13 protein-coding genes are annotated in these 15485 nt (G+C 68.0%); 5 read left to right on the top strand and 8 right to left on the bottom strand.

The genetic code is table 11. The annotated features are described in order from the left end of the window. Nucleotides 1-23 precede the first annotated feature (23 nt). The 6 genes from DIE15_RS20380 to DIE15_RS20355 form a co-directional block, all read right to left on the bottom strand. A complete protein-coding gene (locus DIE15_RS20380) occupies nucleotides 24-2498 on the bottom strand; it encodes a glycosyl hydrolase 2 galactose-binding domain-containing protein (protein ID WP_124834197.1) in 2475 nt (824 codons plus the stop codon). Beyond that, a complete protein-coding gene (locus DIE15_RS20375; RefSeq protein WP_124834196.1) occupies nucleotides 2495-3550 on the bottom strand; it encodes a DUF1839 family protein in 1056 nt (351 codons plus the stop codon). Before DIE15_RS20375 ends, DIE15_RS20380 begins: the two co-directional genes overlap by 4 nt. Beyond that, nucleotides 3547-4527 (bottom strand): amino acid--[acyl-carrier-protein] ligase, encoded by a 981-nt coding sequence (locus DIE15_RS20370; RefSeq protein WP_057928266.1) that lies wholly within the window; start codon nucleotides 4525-4527, stop codon nucleotides 3547-3549. The genes DIE15_RS20375 and DIE15_RS20370 overlap by 4 nt, the downstream gene beginning before the upstream one ends. Beyond that, nucleotides 4524-5720: an acyl-CoA dehydrogenase family protein gene (locus tag DIE15_RS20365; protein WP_057928265.1), complete on the bottom strand. Its 1197-nt coding sequence runs from the start codon at nucleotides 5718-5720 to the stop codon at nucleotides 4524-4526. The genes DIE15_RS20370 and DIE15_RS20365 overlap by 4 nt, the downstream gene beginning before the upstream one ends. Then, entirely contained in the window at nucleotides 5717-5968 is a 252-nt protein-coding gene (locus DIE15_RS20360) for an acyl carrier protein (RefSeq protein WP_057928325.1), read from the bottom strand. Before DIE15_RS20360 ends, DIE15_RS20365 begins: the two co-directional genes overlap by 4 nt. Before the next feature lie 168 nt (nucleotides 5969-6136). Beyond that, nucleotides 6137-6919: a Crp/Fnr family transcriptional regulator gene (locus DIE15_RS20355; protein ID WP_185734517.1), complete on the bottom strand. Its 783-nt coding sequence runs from the start codon at nucleotides 6917-6919 to the stop codon at nucleotides 6137-6139. 914 nt (nucleotides 6920-7833) lie between these two features. Here DIE15_RS20355 and DIE15_RS20350 point away from each other — a divergent pair. Both DIE15_RS20350 and DIE15_RS20345 read left to right on the top strand, forming a co-directional pair. Further along, nucleotides 7834-8616: a Crp/Fnr family transcriptional regulator gene (locus DIE15_RS20350; protein WP_057928264.1), complete on the top strand. Its 783-nt coding sequence runs from the start codon at nucleotides 7834-7836 to the stop codon at nucleotides 8614-8616. Between the two features lie 11 nt (nucleotides 8617-8627). Further along, nucleotides 8628-10034, top strand: a complete 1407-nt coding sequence (locus DIE15_RS20345; protein ID WP_124834194.1) for an undecaprenyl-phosphate glucose phosphotransferase — start codon at nucleotides 8628-8630, stop codon at nucleotides 10032-10034. 82 nt (nucleotides 10035-10116) lie between these two features. Here DIE15_RS20345 and DIE15_RS20340 read toward each other — a convergent pair whose 3' ends face one another. Continuing rightward, nucleotides 10117-10326: a hypothetical protein gene (locus DIE15_RS20340; RefSeq protein ID WP_057928263.1), complete on the bottom strand. Its 210-nt coding sequence runs from the start codon at nucleotides 10324-10326 to the stop codon at nucleotides 10117-10119. A gap of 306 nt (nucleotides 10327-10632) precedes the next feature. On the opposite strand from DIE15_RS20340, the gene DIE15_RS20335 reads away from it, so the two are divergent. Together DIE15_RS20335 and polX are read left to right on the top strand one after the other, a co-directional pair. Beyond that, on the top strand, nucleotides 10633-11025 hold the full coding sequence (locus DIE15_RS20335; RefSeq protein ID WP_124834193.1) for a TraR/DksA C4-type zinc finger protein: 393 nt from the start codon (nucleotides 10633-10635) through the stop codon (nucleotides 11023-11025). 167 nt (nucleotides 11026-11192) lie between these two features. After that, a complete protein-coding gene (gene polX / locus DIE15_RS20330) occupies nucleotides 11193-12959 on the top strand; it encodes a DNA polymerase/3'-5' exonuclease PolX (RefSeq protein ID WP_124834192.1) in 1767 nt (588 codons plus the stop codon). Nucleotides 12960-12972: 13 nt separating this feature from the next. On the opposite strand, the gene ald is transcribed toward polX, so the two are convergent. Continuing rightward, nucleotides 12973-14088: an alanine dehydrogenase gene (gene ald / locus DIE15_RS20325; protein ID WP_057928260.1), complete on the bottom strand. Its 1116-nt coding sequence runs from the start codon at nucleotides 14086-14088 to the stop codon at nucleotides 12973-12975. Nucleotides 14089-14437: 349 nt separating this feature from the next. On the opposite strand from ald, the gene DIE15_RS20320 reads away from it, so the two are divergent. Beyond that, nucleotides 14438-14854 (top strand): DUF3995 domain-containing protein, encoded by a 417-nt coding sequence (locus DIE15_RS20320; protein WP_057928259.1) that lies wholly within the window; start codon nucleotides 14438-14440, stop codon nucleotides 14852-14854. Nucleotides 14855-15485 lie beyond the last annotated feature (631 nt).

Raw genomic sequence — 15485 nt, 5'->3', positions numbered from 1 at the left:
CCGCATGTGCGGCCCCGGCCGCGTCAGCCGGCCAGTGCCGCGCGCACGGCTCGTGCCGCGTTGACCGCGCGGATCTCGACGGTCGGTGGCGCGCCGGCGGCGCGATGGTCGCGGGTGTCGTCGAGCGGCACGAGTGCGATGCGTGCCGGCGTGCCGGGTGCGAGATCGAACCAGTCGTCGCGCGGCACGAAGCCCGGCGCGTCGATCTGGACATGGCGCGCGACGTGGCGCGTGTCGATGTCGACGTGCCACGTGTCGCCGGTGCGCGACACGCATGCCTCGATGCCGGGCTCGCGGCGCGCGAACACGGCCGGATGCGTGCGGGACGGGAAGTAGAACGCCTGCGACAGCAGCGTGCCGTCGTCGGCGCGCAGTGTCGCGACGACGGTGTCGTGCTCGCACGGGCCAAAGCGATACGCGTAGGTCCAGTCGAAGAAGCGTCCGAGCAGTTCGGCCGAACCGAGCCGCACCGTGTCGTGCGCGGCGATCCGCACCGGCCCGCCGGTCCGCGCGACCGGCGTGCGGCCGTCGCGCAGCGCCACCAGTTCGATGGCCGCCGACAGCGGCGCCGGCCGTTCGTTGATCACGTGCACGTCGAGGCCGTTCAGCCCTTCGTCGACGAGCAGGACCTGCACCGGCTGCAGCACCTGGCGCAGCGCATACCACGCCGATTTCGGTCGATGCGCCGCATCGAGCAAGCCCCATCCGGCGCCCGGCATCACGTCCTGGAACTGCCAGACGAGTGCCCCCGCGCAGCGCGAGCCGGTGCGCCGCCATTCAGCGAAGGTGTCCCGCATCAGGTCCGCGATCGCCGCGCGCGACAGCTCGAAGTAGCGCGACGGATCCTCGCGCCGCAAGCGGTCGGGCGCCACGTCGTACAGCGTCTGCAGATAGTGGTCCCGAATATCGTCGAAATCCCACGACGTGCCGGGGTCGCGCGGCACGGCCGCCTTCCAGCGCGGCTCATGAACGCCCGGCCAGCCGAGACTCGCGAGCATCGCGTCGCACGGCACGTTTGCGAACGCGAGGCATTCGCTCGCGAAGCGCACGTCGGCCCGGCGTGCGTCGTCGAGCGGGCGCAGGTACGCGCCGACGCCGTAGTAGTGCGACACGCGCTCGCGCGGCATGAACGGCAGTACGCCGCCATCGGGCGAGTCGGGGACGTAAAGCGCGTCGGGCCGCCGCGCCGCCGCCTGGCCGGCGAGACGCTCGGCGGTCAGTTCGAGGAAGCGCTGCTTCGGCCCGAGCCCCGACATCGCGGCCTGCTGCGCGATCTCGCTGCCGCCGCACAGCACCGCGAGCGACGGCGACGCGCGGTGGCGTGCGAGGAACTGTTCGGCCTCGCGATCGACGGCGTCTGCAAACGCGCGATCGTCGAGCGTGTAGTCGAAGTTCGCGAACATGAAGTCCTGCCAGACCAGCAGCCCGAGACGGTCGCACCATGCGTGGAATGCGTCGGCCTCGTAGGTCATCGTGCCGCCGACGCGAATCATGTTGAAGCCGGCGTCGCGCGCATGCCCGAGCAAGCGGCCATAGGTCGCGTCGTCCGCGTGCAACGCGAGCGGCGCGGGGCTGCTCCAGCATGCGCCGCGCGCAAACACGCGCACGCCGTTTACGCGCAGCCCGAACCCCTTGCCGTCGTCGCCCGTATCCTGTTCGATCGTGCGGAAACCCGTCGCTCCGAGCGGCCGCCGATCGGCGCCGATGTGCAGCGCGACGTCGTAGAGCACCGGGTCGCCATGCGTGTGCGGCCACCAGCGGCGCACGTTCGGCACCGCGACGCTCGCGTGCAGCCGGTCGGCGCCGCTGCGCTCGAGCGTCGCGTGGTGCTCGCCGCACGACAGCCGAGCCGCGAACGCATCGGGCAGCGGTGCGGCAAACGCGAGTTCCGCATCGAGCCAGCCGGTGTCGCCGTCGATGCGCGCATGCAAGTCGCAACGGGCTAGAACGGGGCCGTCGGCCGGATCGAGCACGTCGACGGGCCGCCACGGTCCGGTCGGCACGCAGCGGGGGAACCAGCCGGGCATGTGCCCGAGCAGCGACGTGCGAACGGTGCGCAGCGTCGCCGGTTCGGCCAGTCGGGTGCGCCAGCGTGCGCGGTGCGGGGCGCGTGCATCTCGCAGGTGCGGCGCGAGGGCACGAAAGCAGAGGGTGAGCCGGTGCGTGCCGTCGAGCGACACGGGCACGTCGTGCGCGACGAACATGCTGTCCGAGCGCAGGATCGGCGTGTCGTCGAGCCATGCCTCGGCGAGCGTCGCGAGGCCGTGAAAGCGCAGCACGCGCGGCCCGTGTCCGCGCAGTTCGATGCGATACCAGTGGTCGCGCTCGTCGAGCGACGCCGTATCGTCAGGCCGGCCGGCCAGCGCGAGCGCTTGCGCGACCGTGCCGGGAACAGGGGCTGCGATCCACCCATCGGCAGGGAGATCGAGCGGCTCGCGTACCGCGCCCGCGGCCGTCGCGAGCATCGACCACGCGGGCGCGGCGCGCGCGCGCGTCACCGCATCACCGGCACGCGGGCCGCGTCGACGCGAACGGGCGCCGCATGCGGCGGCGGCGGGGCGATCTGACGCGCGCAGTCGATCAGGTCGGCGTAAGCCGTTTCGATCGCTTCGAGCGTCGCGTCGCCGCGTTCTTCCTTGCCGCGCGCGCAGGCACGCGCCAGCCGGAATTCGAGCACCATCGACTCGGATGCGATGCGGTCGCAGGCGGTGCGAATCTCCGCGAACGGCCCGACGCAGCCGCTTGCCTGCAGCCAGCGCGTGTAGTGACCGAACAGTTCGAAGCTTGCGCCGAGCTGCCGCACCGAATTGAACGAGTACGCGTGGAAGCGTTCGAGCGGCGAATCGGCGAGCGATTTCGCATCGACCTGCAACTGGCGCCGGAATGCCGAGACCGGATTGACGACCGGCAGGCGGCGCAAATGCCGTTGCAGCGACGCGAGCGACGCGTCGCACAGCGCGCGCTCGTCGAGCGGCGCGAACCGTCGCTTCGCGCATTCGACGTACGGCGGCAGCGGCATCGGCGCGCTGCCGCCGACGAGGCCGTTGTAGTCGAAATCCTCGGCCACGTAATAGCCGCTGTTGTGGAAGTAGCCGATCTGGCGCCGCGTGCGATCGATCGAGTCGATGCCGATCGTCGTCTTCGTATGCTGCGTGCGGTAGCTGCTGCCGCGCGTGTCGGGCAGGAACCACGCGTCGACCTCGACGATCATCAGATGGCCGCGCGCGACCTGCGTCTCGACGTGCAGTTCGAGCGGTTCGTAGATCGAGTGCTCCTGCACGACGATCCCGTAGAGCTGCTCCAGTTCGTCGTGCGGAAACTTGAAGAACGTGAACTGGTCGCCTTCGAAATCGAGCGCGATCGTAAACGGCAGCGCCGCGTACGGATTGAGGCCCCACCACCGGAGCACCTCGAGCCACATGTCGACGTAGCAGTTGGTCTGCTTCCAGACCATCTCCTGACTGTGCAGCGGGTGCGGCCGGTAGTGACGAGCGCGGTGGCGCACGTCCTCGAACGACGCGTCCTCGCCGGCGCGAGACACGAATTTCATCGCGTACCCCACAGCACGTCGCGAACTTCGCCGGGCCAGGCGTCGATGTCGAAGCCGTGATGACGGAACAGTGCGAGCGTCAGCCGCTCGAGGCCGAAGCCGACGCAGCCCGTGTGCGCGACGTCGCCCGTCGCGGTGCGGATATCCCATAGCAGCCCGAAGTGATCCATGTGGTAGTTGAAGCTCAGGCAGGCGGTCTGTCGGTCGTCGCGCTCGATCGGGATCAGCAGCTCGAACTTCAGGTTCTGCTCGCGCTGGCTGTTCGCGACGATCTTGCCGCCGCGCCCGAAGAACGGATCGTTCGCGAGATCGATCGCGTTCGGCAGGCGCAGCGCCTCGATCATCCGCGTGCCGCGTTCCATCCACGTCGTGCGGAACGCGACGATCTGCTCGGGCGTGCCGATCCGCACGTACTCGCGCATCCGGAACAGCTGCATGCGGGTCGGGTCGAGCGACGGCTCGTGGCGAAAGCAGTACGAGAACACGTCGACGATGCGGCCGTCGTCGGGCAGCGCGCCCGCGCGCGCGACGACCGGATACACCGGGTAGCACGCGGCCGGCGTCATCACGATGTAGGTCGGTTTCTGGCTTTCGGTCCAGTCCTCGCCGCGCTCGAGGCACTGCAGCACGCGCTGGTGCCGCTGTTCGTCGCCGCAGAACGCATGCACGCTGCCCGCGAGTTGCGGAAAGCTCTTCATGTATTCGCTGCGCTCGAATTCGGTGCGGCTCATCGCCGGCGGGAAGCGCAGCACTTCGGCCTGCTGGTCGGCACCGAGACGCGTGACGAAGGCGTCGAGCGCTTCGACGACGCGCTCGAATCGCTCGCTGCGGCCGAACAGGCCCTGGATGCCGGTCGACACGAGCAGGCCCGCGTCGATCAACTCGTCGCGCAGCGGATTGACGCCCGCACGGTCGAGCGGCGCATCGGACGGGGTGGCGGAGGGGGCAGCGGAGGGCACGGAGAGGCGATCGTTCACGAATGTTTCTCCAGCGTCGCGGGACGCAGTGCGAGCAGCAGGCTCGAGGTATTGGCGGCAATGCGGTCGTTGCTGATCATCAGCGGCGCCGCGTGCAGGTCGCGCAGGTGGCGGCCGACGCTGAACGACGTGCCGTGCTTGTAGCCGGCCATCCCGCAGATCATCATCGCCTGCTGCGCGACCTCCAGCGCCGTCGACGACACATAGGTCTTCAGCGTGTTGATCTCGGCGGCCCAGGCCATGCCGGCCGACCACGAGCGGATGGACGCGCTCGAATAGAGGCGCAGAACGTTGTCGACGCGTGCCTGCATCGCCTGCATCAGCGCGAGCGATTCGGCGATGCGGCGCGACGCGGGCGATGGCGCGCCGTCGGTCTGGCGTGCCTGCGCGCGGAAGAACTGGTGTGCGCGATGGAACGCGTCGCCGGCCACGCCGATCCACACGGCGGCCCACAGGATGTGCGAAACCGGCACCATCGTCTGTTCCGCGATCTGCGCGAAGGGTACGGGCAGGCATTGCACGGTCGCGCCCTGTGCGTCGAGCACGAAGCCGTTGCTGCACGTGCCGCGCATGCCGAGCGTGTCCCATTCGCCGCGGCGCGTGAGCGTATAGCCGTCGCGCAGCAGCGTGACGAGCACCTGCTCGGACGCCGGCGCGTCGGCGTCGCGCCGCGCGGTCGCGAGGATGCCGTCCGCGTAGTCGCCGTACGAGATCGTCGGCGCGGATTTGCTCAGCCGGAATTCGCCGCCGTTGGCCTCGAGCGCGCACTGGCTCGCGCGCAGGTTGCCGCCGACGCCGTCTTCCGACGTCGCCGATGCGAGCAGCCACTGATGGCGCACGAGCTGCTGCAGGAACAGCTTGTGCCAGCCCTGGTCGGCCGCGTGGTTGACGATGCAGGCGACCTGGATCTGGTGCATCGCGAATACCATCGCCGACGATGCGCAGGCCTGGCCGAGGATGGAGCATGCCGATGCGATGTCGGCGAGCGACGCGCCGGCACCGCCGAGCGAGGTCGGGACCATCGCGCTCAGCAGCCGGCGTGCGCGCATGGCTTCGATCGCCTCGACGGGGCAGCGCGCGTCGCGATCGACGGCATCCGCATGCTGGGCGGCGATGTGCGCGACCGCGTGCGCAGCCTCGTCGAGCCGGCGTGCGTCGTCGTCGGCCGCAAGTTCGGGAAGCAGCGCGCTCATGCGGAATGCTCGGAGCGTTGCAGGGTTGCGATCGTGTCCGCGAGCGCGTCGATGCTGCGGAACAGATTGCGGTTCAGCATCTCGTCGGGAATCTCGATGTTGAACTGCTTCTCGATCGCGAGCATCAACTGAATCGTGTCGAGCGAGGAGAGGCCCGCTTCGTAGAGGTCGTCCCCGTCACCGATCGAATCGATCGCGGCTTCGAGATGGGCGACGTGCTTGAGGATGGTTCTGATATCGTTTTTCACGTGCTGCTCCGGCGTGCGTGGTGTCGTCCGCTCGGGCGGACGCGCGCAGTGCGCTGACATCCCCCCGGCAGTCCGGCATCAGTAGACCATTCGCACGCACGGCGTTCTGTTCGCCACCCTACAGTCGGCTGACTCGGATCGCACGCGAGTGCCGGCTTGCCGCGCGCATCATGCGCGCGCCGTGGCAGCCACGCCCGAGTCGGCCGACAGGATGCGCTTCATCTCGTCGCGCACGATCGCGCGGCAGCCGCACGACAGTTTCTCGAGGCCCGCCAGGTCGGCGAGCACGATCGAGCTGCGGTACTGGCGGATCAGGCCGAGCTTCTGGATTTCTCTGGCCGCGTCCGTGACCGTCTCGCGCCGCACGCCGAGCATTTGCGCGAGCATGCTGTGGGTGATCTGGATCTCGATGCTGCGCGACCGGTCGTACGCGAGCAGAAACCATCTGCATAGCTGATGCTTGAGTACGTGATGGCGGCTGCAGAACGTGATCTGCGATACCTGGGCCATCAGCAGTCGCACGCAGACGAACACGAGATGGCGAATCACCGGCGACGCGTCGAACGCGGCGGCGAAGATGCGCCGGTCGAGCCGGTAGACGAAGCCGTCGCGACATGCGACGGCACGGCACGGCATCCGGCCGCTGCCGCCGATCACGTCGTCGCATACGACACTCTCGCTGCCGATCTCGGCCACTTCGAGCGTCATGCCGCCGGACGACATGTACTGCAGCGAAATTGCCGTCGTGACGGGCAGGTAGACCGCGGTGAGCATTTCACCGGGTTCGCACAGCACCTGGCCTGATTTCAGGTGAACGAGTTGGAGGTTGGCGATCAGCGTGGCGCGTTCGTCGCGGTCGAGGGCCGCGAGAAACCGGTTGGCGTCGAAGCTGTGGGAAAGCTCGATCATGCCGCTCGCATGGGCGACGGCGTCATTGGCCTGGTGGGTCACGGCGCATCCTCGTAAGGGGCGATCGCACATCGCGCGGCGGTATCCACGGGGATTTGGCACGCACGTGCGAATTCATGTTCGTCGGAATTCGAATGCCGATGGCGGGAAAAGGCTAGCACGCTATTGAATTCGATAAATTGCGCATTTCGTCATCTCACAAAGTTTGACGATTCGAGCGCAAACGCAAACGTTATATGGATTTGAGATTCATGTTTTCATTAATTAATCATATTGAAATGGATTGTCGGTAAGCCGTGAATTCCGTGTCGACCGCGAGCCAATCGGGCGATGTCGTGAATCGTACAAGGAAAACATCCGGAATGCATTGAACATTATTTGACAATCGATGCGTGTTGGTTAATTTGTTCAATTGAATCATTGGTTTGCAGTCGATATGTGCGTTCGCTTACAAAGCCGCGAATTAGTGTGACGATTCAAATTTGAGACAGTTTAAAACAGTCATTCGGCGTGCGATGCGCCGCTCGGGCGGCGCGTGAGACATCACGGAAACAATTGAAAACGGGCTGTAAGTATTTGAACGATAAGCTCTGCGCGCCGCCGCTGGTGCCACTGCAAGCGCCGCGGTCATTGATCAGTCGAATCGCGTGCCATCCCCGCGACGATGGTGGGTGTCCGGAAATGAGACGTTTTCGGCGGTTTGCTGCCAGCTATTCGGTCGTTCTGAATCGCGTGTCATTTATATATTAAGGATGGAGCGGGTATTGGCACGTAAATCGCTTATTCAGGCGAGCGTGTCGAAACGGGACTGCCGAATCGATCCACGGCGTGAAGCCGAGGGTCGATTGGATCGAGGGTTGTGGGCCGCAACCCGCGTCGCCGTCCGGATGCGCATTGCGATAACGAGTTCCGCTGACGCGACTGCATGTGGCACGGACAATAAAAGGGATACAGACATGCTTCATCTTCACTCGAGCTACTCGGCGAATGCCATCCTCGATGCCCTCCCGGAGGACAGCATCCGTGCCATCGCACCGCACCTCGAGCTGGTCAGGATCAAGGCCGGCATGCTCGACCGGGTCGGGGAACCGATGCGCCACCTGCATTTCCCGACAACCGCCATGATGTCGGTGCAGCACCTGATGGAGGACGGGGCGATGGTCGAAGTCGCGGTGGTCGGCCGCGAAGGCGTGGTCGGCCTGGCGACGCTCGTCGGCGGCACCGCGGTGTCGAGCCGCGTCGAAGTCCGCATCGGCGGGATGGCCTATCGCGTGCCGACCTGCGTGATGCGCTCGGAATTCGAACGTTCGCCGGCGACGTATCGCCTGTTGCTGAACTACTGCCAGGCGACGATGGCGCAGATTTCGCGCAGCGCGCTGTGCAACCGGCATCACTCGGTCAGCGAACAGTTGAGCCGCTGGCTGCTGCTCGCGCACGACCGGATCGACGGCGACGAACTGGCCGTCACGCAGCAGACGATCGCGAACATGCTCGGCGTGCGTCGCGAAGGCGTGACGGAGGCGGCCGGCAATCTGCAGGAGGCCGGGCTGATCCGGCAACGTCGCGGCCGCATCACCGTGCTCGACCGCGACGGGCTCGAGCGCCAGGCATGCGAGTGCTACGAGCTGATTCGCGCGGACTATCGCCGGTTGCTCGGCTCGCGGGCGGGCGCGCGCGTGCTGCCGGTGCGGCCGCGCATGCAGGACATGCACGGCGGAATGCCCGCGCACGGTGCGTGACGATGCATGCGATGGCGGGTGGAACGAATGCGGTGCGGCGTGCCGCGATCGCCGCGGCCGATGTTGCGTTCGTGCTGGCCGGAACCCTCGCCGCGCAAGCCGCGATGGGGCTCGCGTGGCGTGATCTGTCGGATGCGCAGCGCGGCGCGATCGCATTGCTGTGCGTGCTGACCGTCGCGCTGTTGCCGCATATCTTGCGCGTGCCGCGCGGTGCGGTGTCGCCGCACGGCAGCGGCGCCGTGCTGACGCGCACGGTGATTGCCGTCGTGTGCGCGGGCACGCTGACGGTGGTCGGCACGATGGGGATCATGAACCGTGGCGGCACGGTCACGACGCGCTGGATCGCGCGGACGGTGCTGTCCGGCGACGCTGCGCTGCTGCTCGGCAGGCTGGCGCTATGCGCGCTGGCGATGAAGCGCGGCGATCCGCGCGCGCGGCAGCGGCGGGTCGCGGTCGTCGGCGCGACCGCTTACGGACGCGTGGCGATCGAGCGAATGCAGCTCGAGCCGGCCGGACCGTTCGCGGCGGCCTGCGTGTTCGACGACGATGCGCGGGCCGCGGCCGACGGGATCGGCGGCGTGCCGGTGATCGACGACTGGGTCGTGCTGCGGCGCATGATCCGTGCCGGCGAGATCGACGAAGTGTGGCTCACGCTGCCGATGTCGCACGAGTCGCGCATCCAGCGCATCGTGCGCGAATTGCGCGACGAGTTCGTCGAGCTGCGATTGTTGCCGGACGTGCGGCAGATGGCGGTCGTCGAGCGTTCCACGACCGACGTGCTCGGCATGCCGGCAATCAACCTCGCGACCACGCCGCGCTCGGCGCCGGAACTGTGGGCGAAGTTCGCGTTCGACCGGCTGTTCGCGGTCGCCGTGCTGATCCCGCTGCTGCCGCTGCTCGCGGTGCTGGCGATCGCGGTGAAGCTGTCGTCCCCGGGGCCTGTCTTGTTCAGGCAGCGCCGCAAGGGTGCCGACGGGCGCGAGTTCCATATCCTCAAGTTCAGGACGATGCGCGCGCACCGCGCCCAGCCCGGTGTCGTGCGGCAGGCCTCGCGCAACGATGCGCGCATCACGCCGGTCGGCGCGTTCCTGCGGCGCACGTCGCTCGACGAGCTGCCGCAGTTCTTCAACGTGCTGTTCGGCCAGATGTCGGTGGTCGGCCCGCGTCCGCACGCGATCGAACACGACGACTTCTACCGGCAACTGATCGACTGCTACATGTATCGCTATCGCGTGCGGCCGGGGATCACGGGATGGGCGCAGGTGAACGGCTATCGCGGCGAGACGCGCAAGGTCGAGGCGATGGCCGCACGCGTGAAGTTCGACCTGTTCTACATGCAGAACTGGAGCTTCTGGTTCGACATGAAGATCATCCTGATGACGGTCGTGCGCGGCTTCGTCGGACGCAATGCGTTTTGATTGAGAGGATTACGAAGTATTGAAGGCAGGATTTTTTGCCATCGATGCGACGTGCACCGCAACCGCGAACCACAAGCCGAACTCAGCTATCCGCCGGCGGCTGCCCGGCCGCCGGCAACGCAGCGGGCGAGACAGCGGGGTGGGTGTCGGGCGCGGCTTGCGCGCTCGACGGCTGGACGGCGTGCTGAATCGTCGGCACGACCATCGTCGGGAACAGGGCCGCAAGGGCCACCCAGATGACGACGCCGAACACCATGACGTTCTCCCGGAAAGCCGCGGATTTGCCGCGCATGCTTTCAATCTATGACGCAACTTTTTTCAGGGGATTGATCGACCTCAACGGCCGCTGCGTCAGACGAATGCAGTTTGGCTGGTTTTCGCGTCGGTCCCCGGTTTTCGTGCACACGGTGCGGGCGCTGACGCCGGTCAACACATGCGTGTGCATTGGGTTTATGCTGCGTCGAATGCGTCCGGCGCTTTGTGCCTCCGGACGCGTATCCGGGCGCGGCGAGCCAGGCATGCCGGCCCGCCGTGCACCGGCGCGACAACCGCGCACCGCATGCCTCATTGCGCGGAACCCGGAAAAGGAGAGACGGCGATGGCGCTCGACCAAGAACAACGGCAGACGCTGCAGCGGCGGCTGACCGAGAGCGAGCAGGCGTTGCGGGCGGACATCCGGACGAGCGAGGACCAGCGCGCGTCGGAGTCTTATGCCGAGCTCGCCGGCGCGGCGCCGGACGAGGGCGACGAGGCGAATGCCGATCTGTTCGTCGACATGGATCATGCGTTGATCGGGCTGAAGCTGGCCGAATTGCGCGCGATCGGGCGCGCGCAGCAGCGCATGCGCGACGGCAGCTACGGCGAGTGCATCGATTGCGATGCGCCGGTCGGCTACGAGCGTTTGCTCGCGCGGCCGGCCGCCGAGCGCTGCACGCATTGCCAGTTGGTGTACGAGCGTCGCTACGCGACGACGCCGCGCGCATCGCTCTGACGTCGGCGCCGGGGGCGCTCGAACAGCGCGGCCCGCGCAGCACGACACGGACAATCGGCGCAGGATGACCAACGGGCGCCCGCTGCCGTCGACATGCGGCGCCGGGCGGGCGGACGCCGGCGCGCCAGCGCACGGCGCCATCCACGTGGAAGGGAGCCACGCCGATCATGCCGATCCACAATGCCGAGTGCGCGGCCGTGTTCGCCGAAATCGCCGACATGCTCGAGATCCAGGGCGCGAATCCGTTCCGGGTGCGCGCCTATCGCAACGCGGCCCGTACGATTGCCGACTACGGGCGCGACATTCCGGCGATGATCGCGAGCGGCGGCGATCCCGGCCGGATCCCTTCGATCGGCGCCGATCTTGCGGCGAAGCTGCGCGAGATCGCCGCGACCGGCACCTGCGAACTCCAGCAAACGCTGCGCCATGCATTGCCGGGCGCGATCGTCGAACTGCTCGACGTGCCGGGGCTCGGCGCGAAACGCGTGAAGGCGCTGCATGACGCACTACACGTCGACTCGCTCGAACAGCTGCGCGCCGAAGCGAAGAGCGGGCACGTGCGCGCGCTGCCGGGCTTCGGCGCGAAGACCGAAGCGCACCTGCTCGACGCGATCGACGATCGCCTGCAGCGCGAGCCGCAGCGCTTCCTGCTGCCCGATGCCGCGCGATCGCTGATGCCGTTGCTCGAACGGCTGCGCAACGTGGCCGGTGTCGGCGAAGCGGTGCCGGCCGGCAGCTTTCGACGCGGCCGCGAGACGGTCGGCGATCTCGACATCCTGGTGACCGCACGCGATCCGGCCGCGGTGGCCGACGCGTTCGTCGGCTACGGCGATGTCGCGCGCGTGCTCGCGAACGGCAAGACGCGTTCGAGCGTCATGCTCGGCAACGGACTGCAGGTCGATCTGCGCGTCGTCGACGCCGACGCGTTCGGCGCGGCGCTCGTCTATTTCACGGGATCGAAGGCGCACAACATCGCGCTGCGCCGGCTCGCGCAGGCCGGCGGGCTGAAGATCAACGAATACGGCGTGTTTCGCGGCGACGAGCGGATCGCGGGCGCGACGGAGGCCTCCGTCTACGAGGCGATCGGCCTTCACTGGGTGCCGCCCGAATTGCGCGAGGACCGCGGCGAGATCGACGCGTCGCGCGCCGGCACGCTGCCGACCCTGATCGAACGCAAGCATGTCCATGGCGATCTGCACGCGCATACCGATGCATCGGCCGGGCGTGACAGCCTGCGCGCGATGGCGGACGCGGCGCGTGCGCGCGGGCTCGCGTATCTCGCCGTCACCGACCGCATGCCGGATGCCGCCGGCGGCCGCACCGATTGCGACTGGCTCGTGCGGCAGATCGACGAGATCGACCGCGTCAACGCGTCGTTCGACGACTTCGTGCTGCTGAAGGGTGTCGAGGCCGGCATTCGCGAGGACGGCAGCCTCGATGTGCCGGATGACGTGCTCGGCCGGCTCGACCTCGTCGTCGGCGCGGTGCGCGACGGCTTCGACCTGCCGGGCGACGCGCAGACCGAGCGGATCCTGCGTGCGATCGATCATCCGTATTTCACGATCCTTGCGCATCCGACCGGCCGGCTGCTCGGCGAACGCGACGCGTGCGAACTCGACGTGCCGCGCGTGCTCGCCGCGGCCGCCGCGCGCCACTGCTTCGTCGAACTCGACAGCGACCCGCGGCGGCTCGATCTGCCGGACGTGTGGTGCCGCGAGGCCGCGAAGGCCGGCGTCGCGGTCGCGATCGGCTCGGACGCGCAGCGCTCGGACGATCTCGACAACCTCGGATACGGTATCGGCCAGGCGCGGCGCGGCTGGCTCATGCGGCACGACGTGCTCAACACGCGCACGCTCGCGCAACTACGGCCGCTGCTGGCGCGTACGATGGGCGCCAGCAGCGCGTCGAAGCGCGGCCGCCCGAAGGGCGCGTGACGGCCCGCCCGAGTCAGGCCAGCACGTCTTCCGCCGGTACGTACGGCAAGCCGAGCGCGAGCGCGACGGCCTCGTACGTGATGTGACCGTCGCAGACGTTCAGGCCCGCGCGCAGGTGCGGGTCGTCGGTCATCGCGCGTTTCCAGCCTTTGTCGGCGAGCGCGAGCGCGTGGCCGAGCGTTGCATTGTTCAGCGCGAACGTCGACGTGCGTGCGACCGCGCCCGGCATGTTCGCGACGCAGTAGTGCACGACGCCGTCGACGACGAAGGTCGGCTGCGCGTGCGTCGTGGCATGCGATGTCTCGAAGCAGCCGCCCTGGTCGATCGCGACGTCGACGACGACGGCGCCCGTGCGCATCGTCGCGATCATGTCGCGCGTGACGAGCCGAGGTGCCGACGCGCCCGGCACGAGCACCGCGCCGATCACGACGTCGGCGTCGCGCACGGCTTCGTCGATCGTGTGTGCGTTCGAGCAGACGGTCGTGATCCGGTTCGCGAAGATCAGGTCGAGCTGGCGCAGCCGGCCCACGTTCGTGTCGAGCACGGTGACGCGCGCGCCGAGGCCGACCGCCATCTGCAGCGCGCCGGTGCCCACCACGCCCGCGCCGAGCACCACGACGTGCGCGGCCGGCACGCCGGGCACGCCGGCCATCAGCACGCCGCGGCCGCCGCGCGGGCTTTCGAGGTGGGTCGCCGCGACCTGGATCGACATGCGTCCCGCGACTTCGCTCATCGGCGCGAGCAGCGGCAGCCCGCCGCCGGGGCCCGTCACGGTTTCGTACGCGATGCAGACCGCGCCGGACTTCACGAGCGCCGTCGCCTGCTCGGGATCGGGCGCGAGATGCAGGTACGTATAAAGGATCTGCCCGCGCCGCAGCATCGCGCACTCGGCGGCCTGCGGCTCCTTGACCTTGATGATCATGTCGGCGCGCGCGAAGATTTCGCGCGCGTCGTCGCACAGTGCTGCGCCGGCGGCCGTGTAGTCGTCGTCGAGCAGGCCGATCGCGGTGCCCGCGCCGCGCTGCACGAGCACGGTGTGGCCGTGTCGCGTGAGTTCGCGTGCGCCGGCCGGCGTGAGGCCGACGCGGTATTCATGGTTCTTGATCTCTTTCGGCACACCGATCAGCATGAGTCGCCTCCATGGGTATTCGTCATTGTTGTCATGCCCGGACGCGTTGCGGTCGTCCGACCGTGCGTGCCGGTGAACGGCACGTGTGCGACGGTGGGCATGCACGGCTCGATGGCCGTATTGGAATAAAAGGGTAGTGGTGCCCGGAGGGAAGTCAAGCGGCGGCCCGGTGCGACGGTATGCGCACTGCACCGCAACACGCGGCGTGGCGTATTGCGACCGGACGTCGCAACGCACAAAGCGTGCGGTTTGGGTATCGTCTTGTGTGGTGCGGAACGGGGCCGCACGCCGGCAACCTTCCGGCTGGATCACGACACAACGACACGATGCGACAAGGAACCTTACCGACATGACCGGCGCGTACTTCAGCGTGCCGACGCTTTGTGCGATCGCACTCATCCACGTCTACTGGGCGTTCGGCGGACGGCTCGGCAAGCGTGCGGCCATTCCGGAGCAGGACGGCGTGCCGCTGCTGCGGCCGACCGCGCTCGGCACACTCGCCATCGCCGCAGCATTGCTGGCCGGCGCATGCGCGGTGGCGTCGCGCGCGGGCTGGCTGTGGCCGAACCTGTATCCCGGCGCGATCGCGTTCGCGGTCGTTGCGCTCGCATTGATCTTCGCGGTGCGCGCGGTCGGCGATTTCCGCTACGTCGGCTTCTTCAAGCGGATCCGCGGGTCGCGTTTCGCGCGGATGGACAGCCTGTGTTATTCGCCGCTGTGCGCGGCGCTCGCGCTGTCGACCGCGTCGATGCTGTGGCCGTGGTGAGCGCCGGGCCGATCGGGGCGGACGTCTTGGCACGAGCGAGACGGCGGTAACGCGGGTCGCGGGGTCGCGACGGAAAGCGCCGACCGGCGCGGGTGAGGGCATTCCCGAAAAAACGACATGCGCGGACCGGGCGAAACCTGCGTCTGCGTCCGGCCACCCCGACGAGCAACGACACGATCGCGCCGCGGCTCTTGCGTATTCCGACTTCCGGATTTTCCGATTATTGCGTTTTTCGATGCAATGAATTGCATCGAACCCTTTGGATATGGAACCGGTTCCATTTATAATTCGCCGCACGTGTCGCCAGGCTCGAAATGAGGGTCGTGCACGCTGCGCTTGCCGTCGGTCGGCGCGGCGTCTAAGTTGAATAGGGCCATGGCGATGAAGGGCAGATGCGGGTGGTAACCGGTATTTGTCCGACGATAGACCCGCGAAGAGGTCGACCCCGCGCAGCGCGCCGGAACCGGCGCGCGCGCGGCTGCACGACGGCGCCGCCGCGCACTGCGCGGCCGGCGCCCGTCGTTGTTCGCAATACAGCAAGAACAGGACGGCCGGCCGCGCGCGGCATGGCTACCGTGGCGGGCATGTCGCATGCGAAATGCGCGTCTCCCGAACCACGCTCCCCAACGAT

Source organism: Burkholderia sp. Bp9031, assembly GCF_003857965.1.
Taxonomy (GTDB): Bacteria; Pseudomonadota; Gammaproteobacteria; order Burkholderiales; family Burkholderiaceae; genus Burkholderia; species Burkholderia ambifaria_A.
Note: the sequence above shows the minus strand (reverse complement) of the source record. Positions and strands in the feature narration are given on the sequence as shown.

Coding starts and splice junctions, on each gene's coding strand:
- DIE15_RS20345 (WP_124834194.1), top strand. CDS start 8,628: ATGGCGGGTGGAACGAATGCGGTGCGGCGTGCCGCGATCGCCGCGGCC.
- DIE15_RS20320 (WP_057928259.1), top strand. CDS start 14,438: ATGACCGGCGCGTACTTCAGCGTGCCGACGCTTTGTGCGATCGCACTC.
- DIE15_RS20335 (WP_124834193.1), top strand. CDS start 10,633: ATGGCGCTCGACCAAGAACAACGGCAGACGCTGCAGCGGCGGCTGACC.
- DIE15_RS20365 (WP_057928265.1), bottom strand. CDS start 5,720: ATGAGCGCGCTGCTTCCCGAACTTGCGGCCGACGACGACGCACGCCGG.
- DIE15_RS20340 (WP_057928263.1), bottom strand. CDS start 10,326: ATGCGCGGCAAATCCGCGGCTTTCCGGGAGAACGTCATGGTGTTCGGC.
- DIE15_RS20350 (WP_057928264.1), top strand. CDS start 7,834: ATGCTTCATCTTCACTCGAGCTACTCGGCGAATGCCATCCTCGATGCC.
- ald (WP_057928260.1), bottom strand. CDS start 14,088: ATGCTGATCGGTGTGCCGAAAGAGATCAAGAACCATGAATACCGCGTC.
- polX (WP_124834192.1), top strand. CDS start 11,193: ATGCCGATCCACAATGCCGAGTGCGCGGCCGTGTTCGCCGAAATCGCC.
- DIE15_RS20375 (WP_124834196.1), bottom strand. CDS start 3,550: ATGAAATTCGTGTCTCGCGCCGGCGAGGACGCGTCGTTCGAGGACGTG.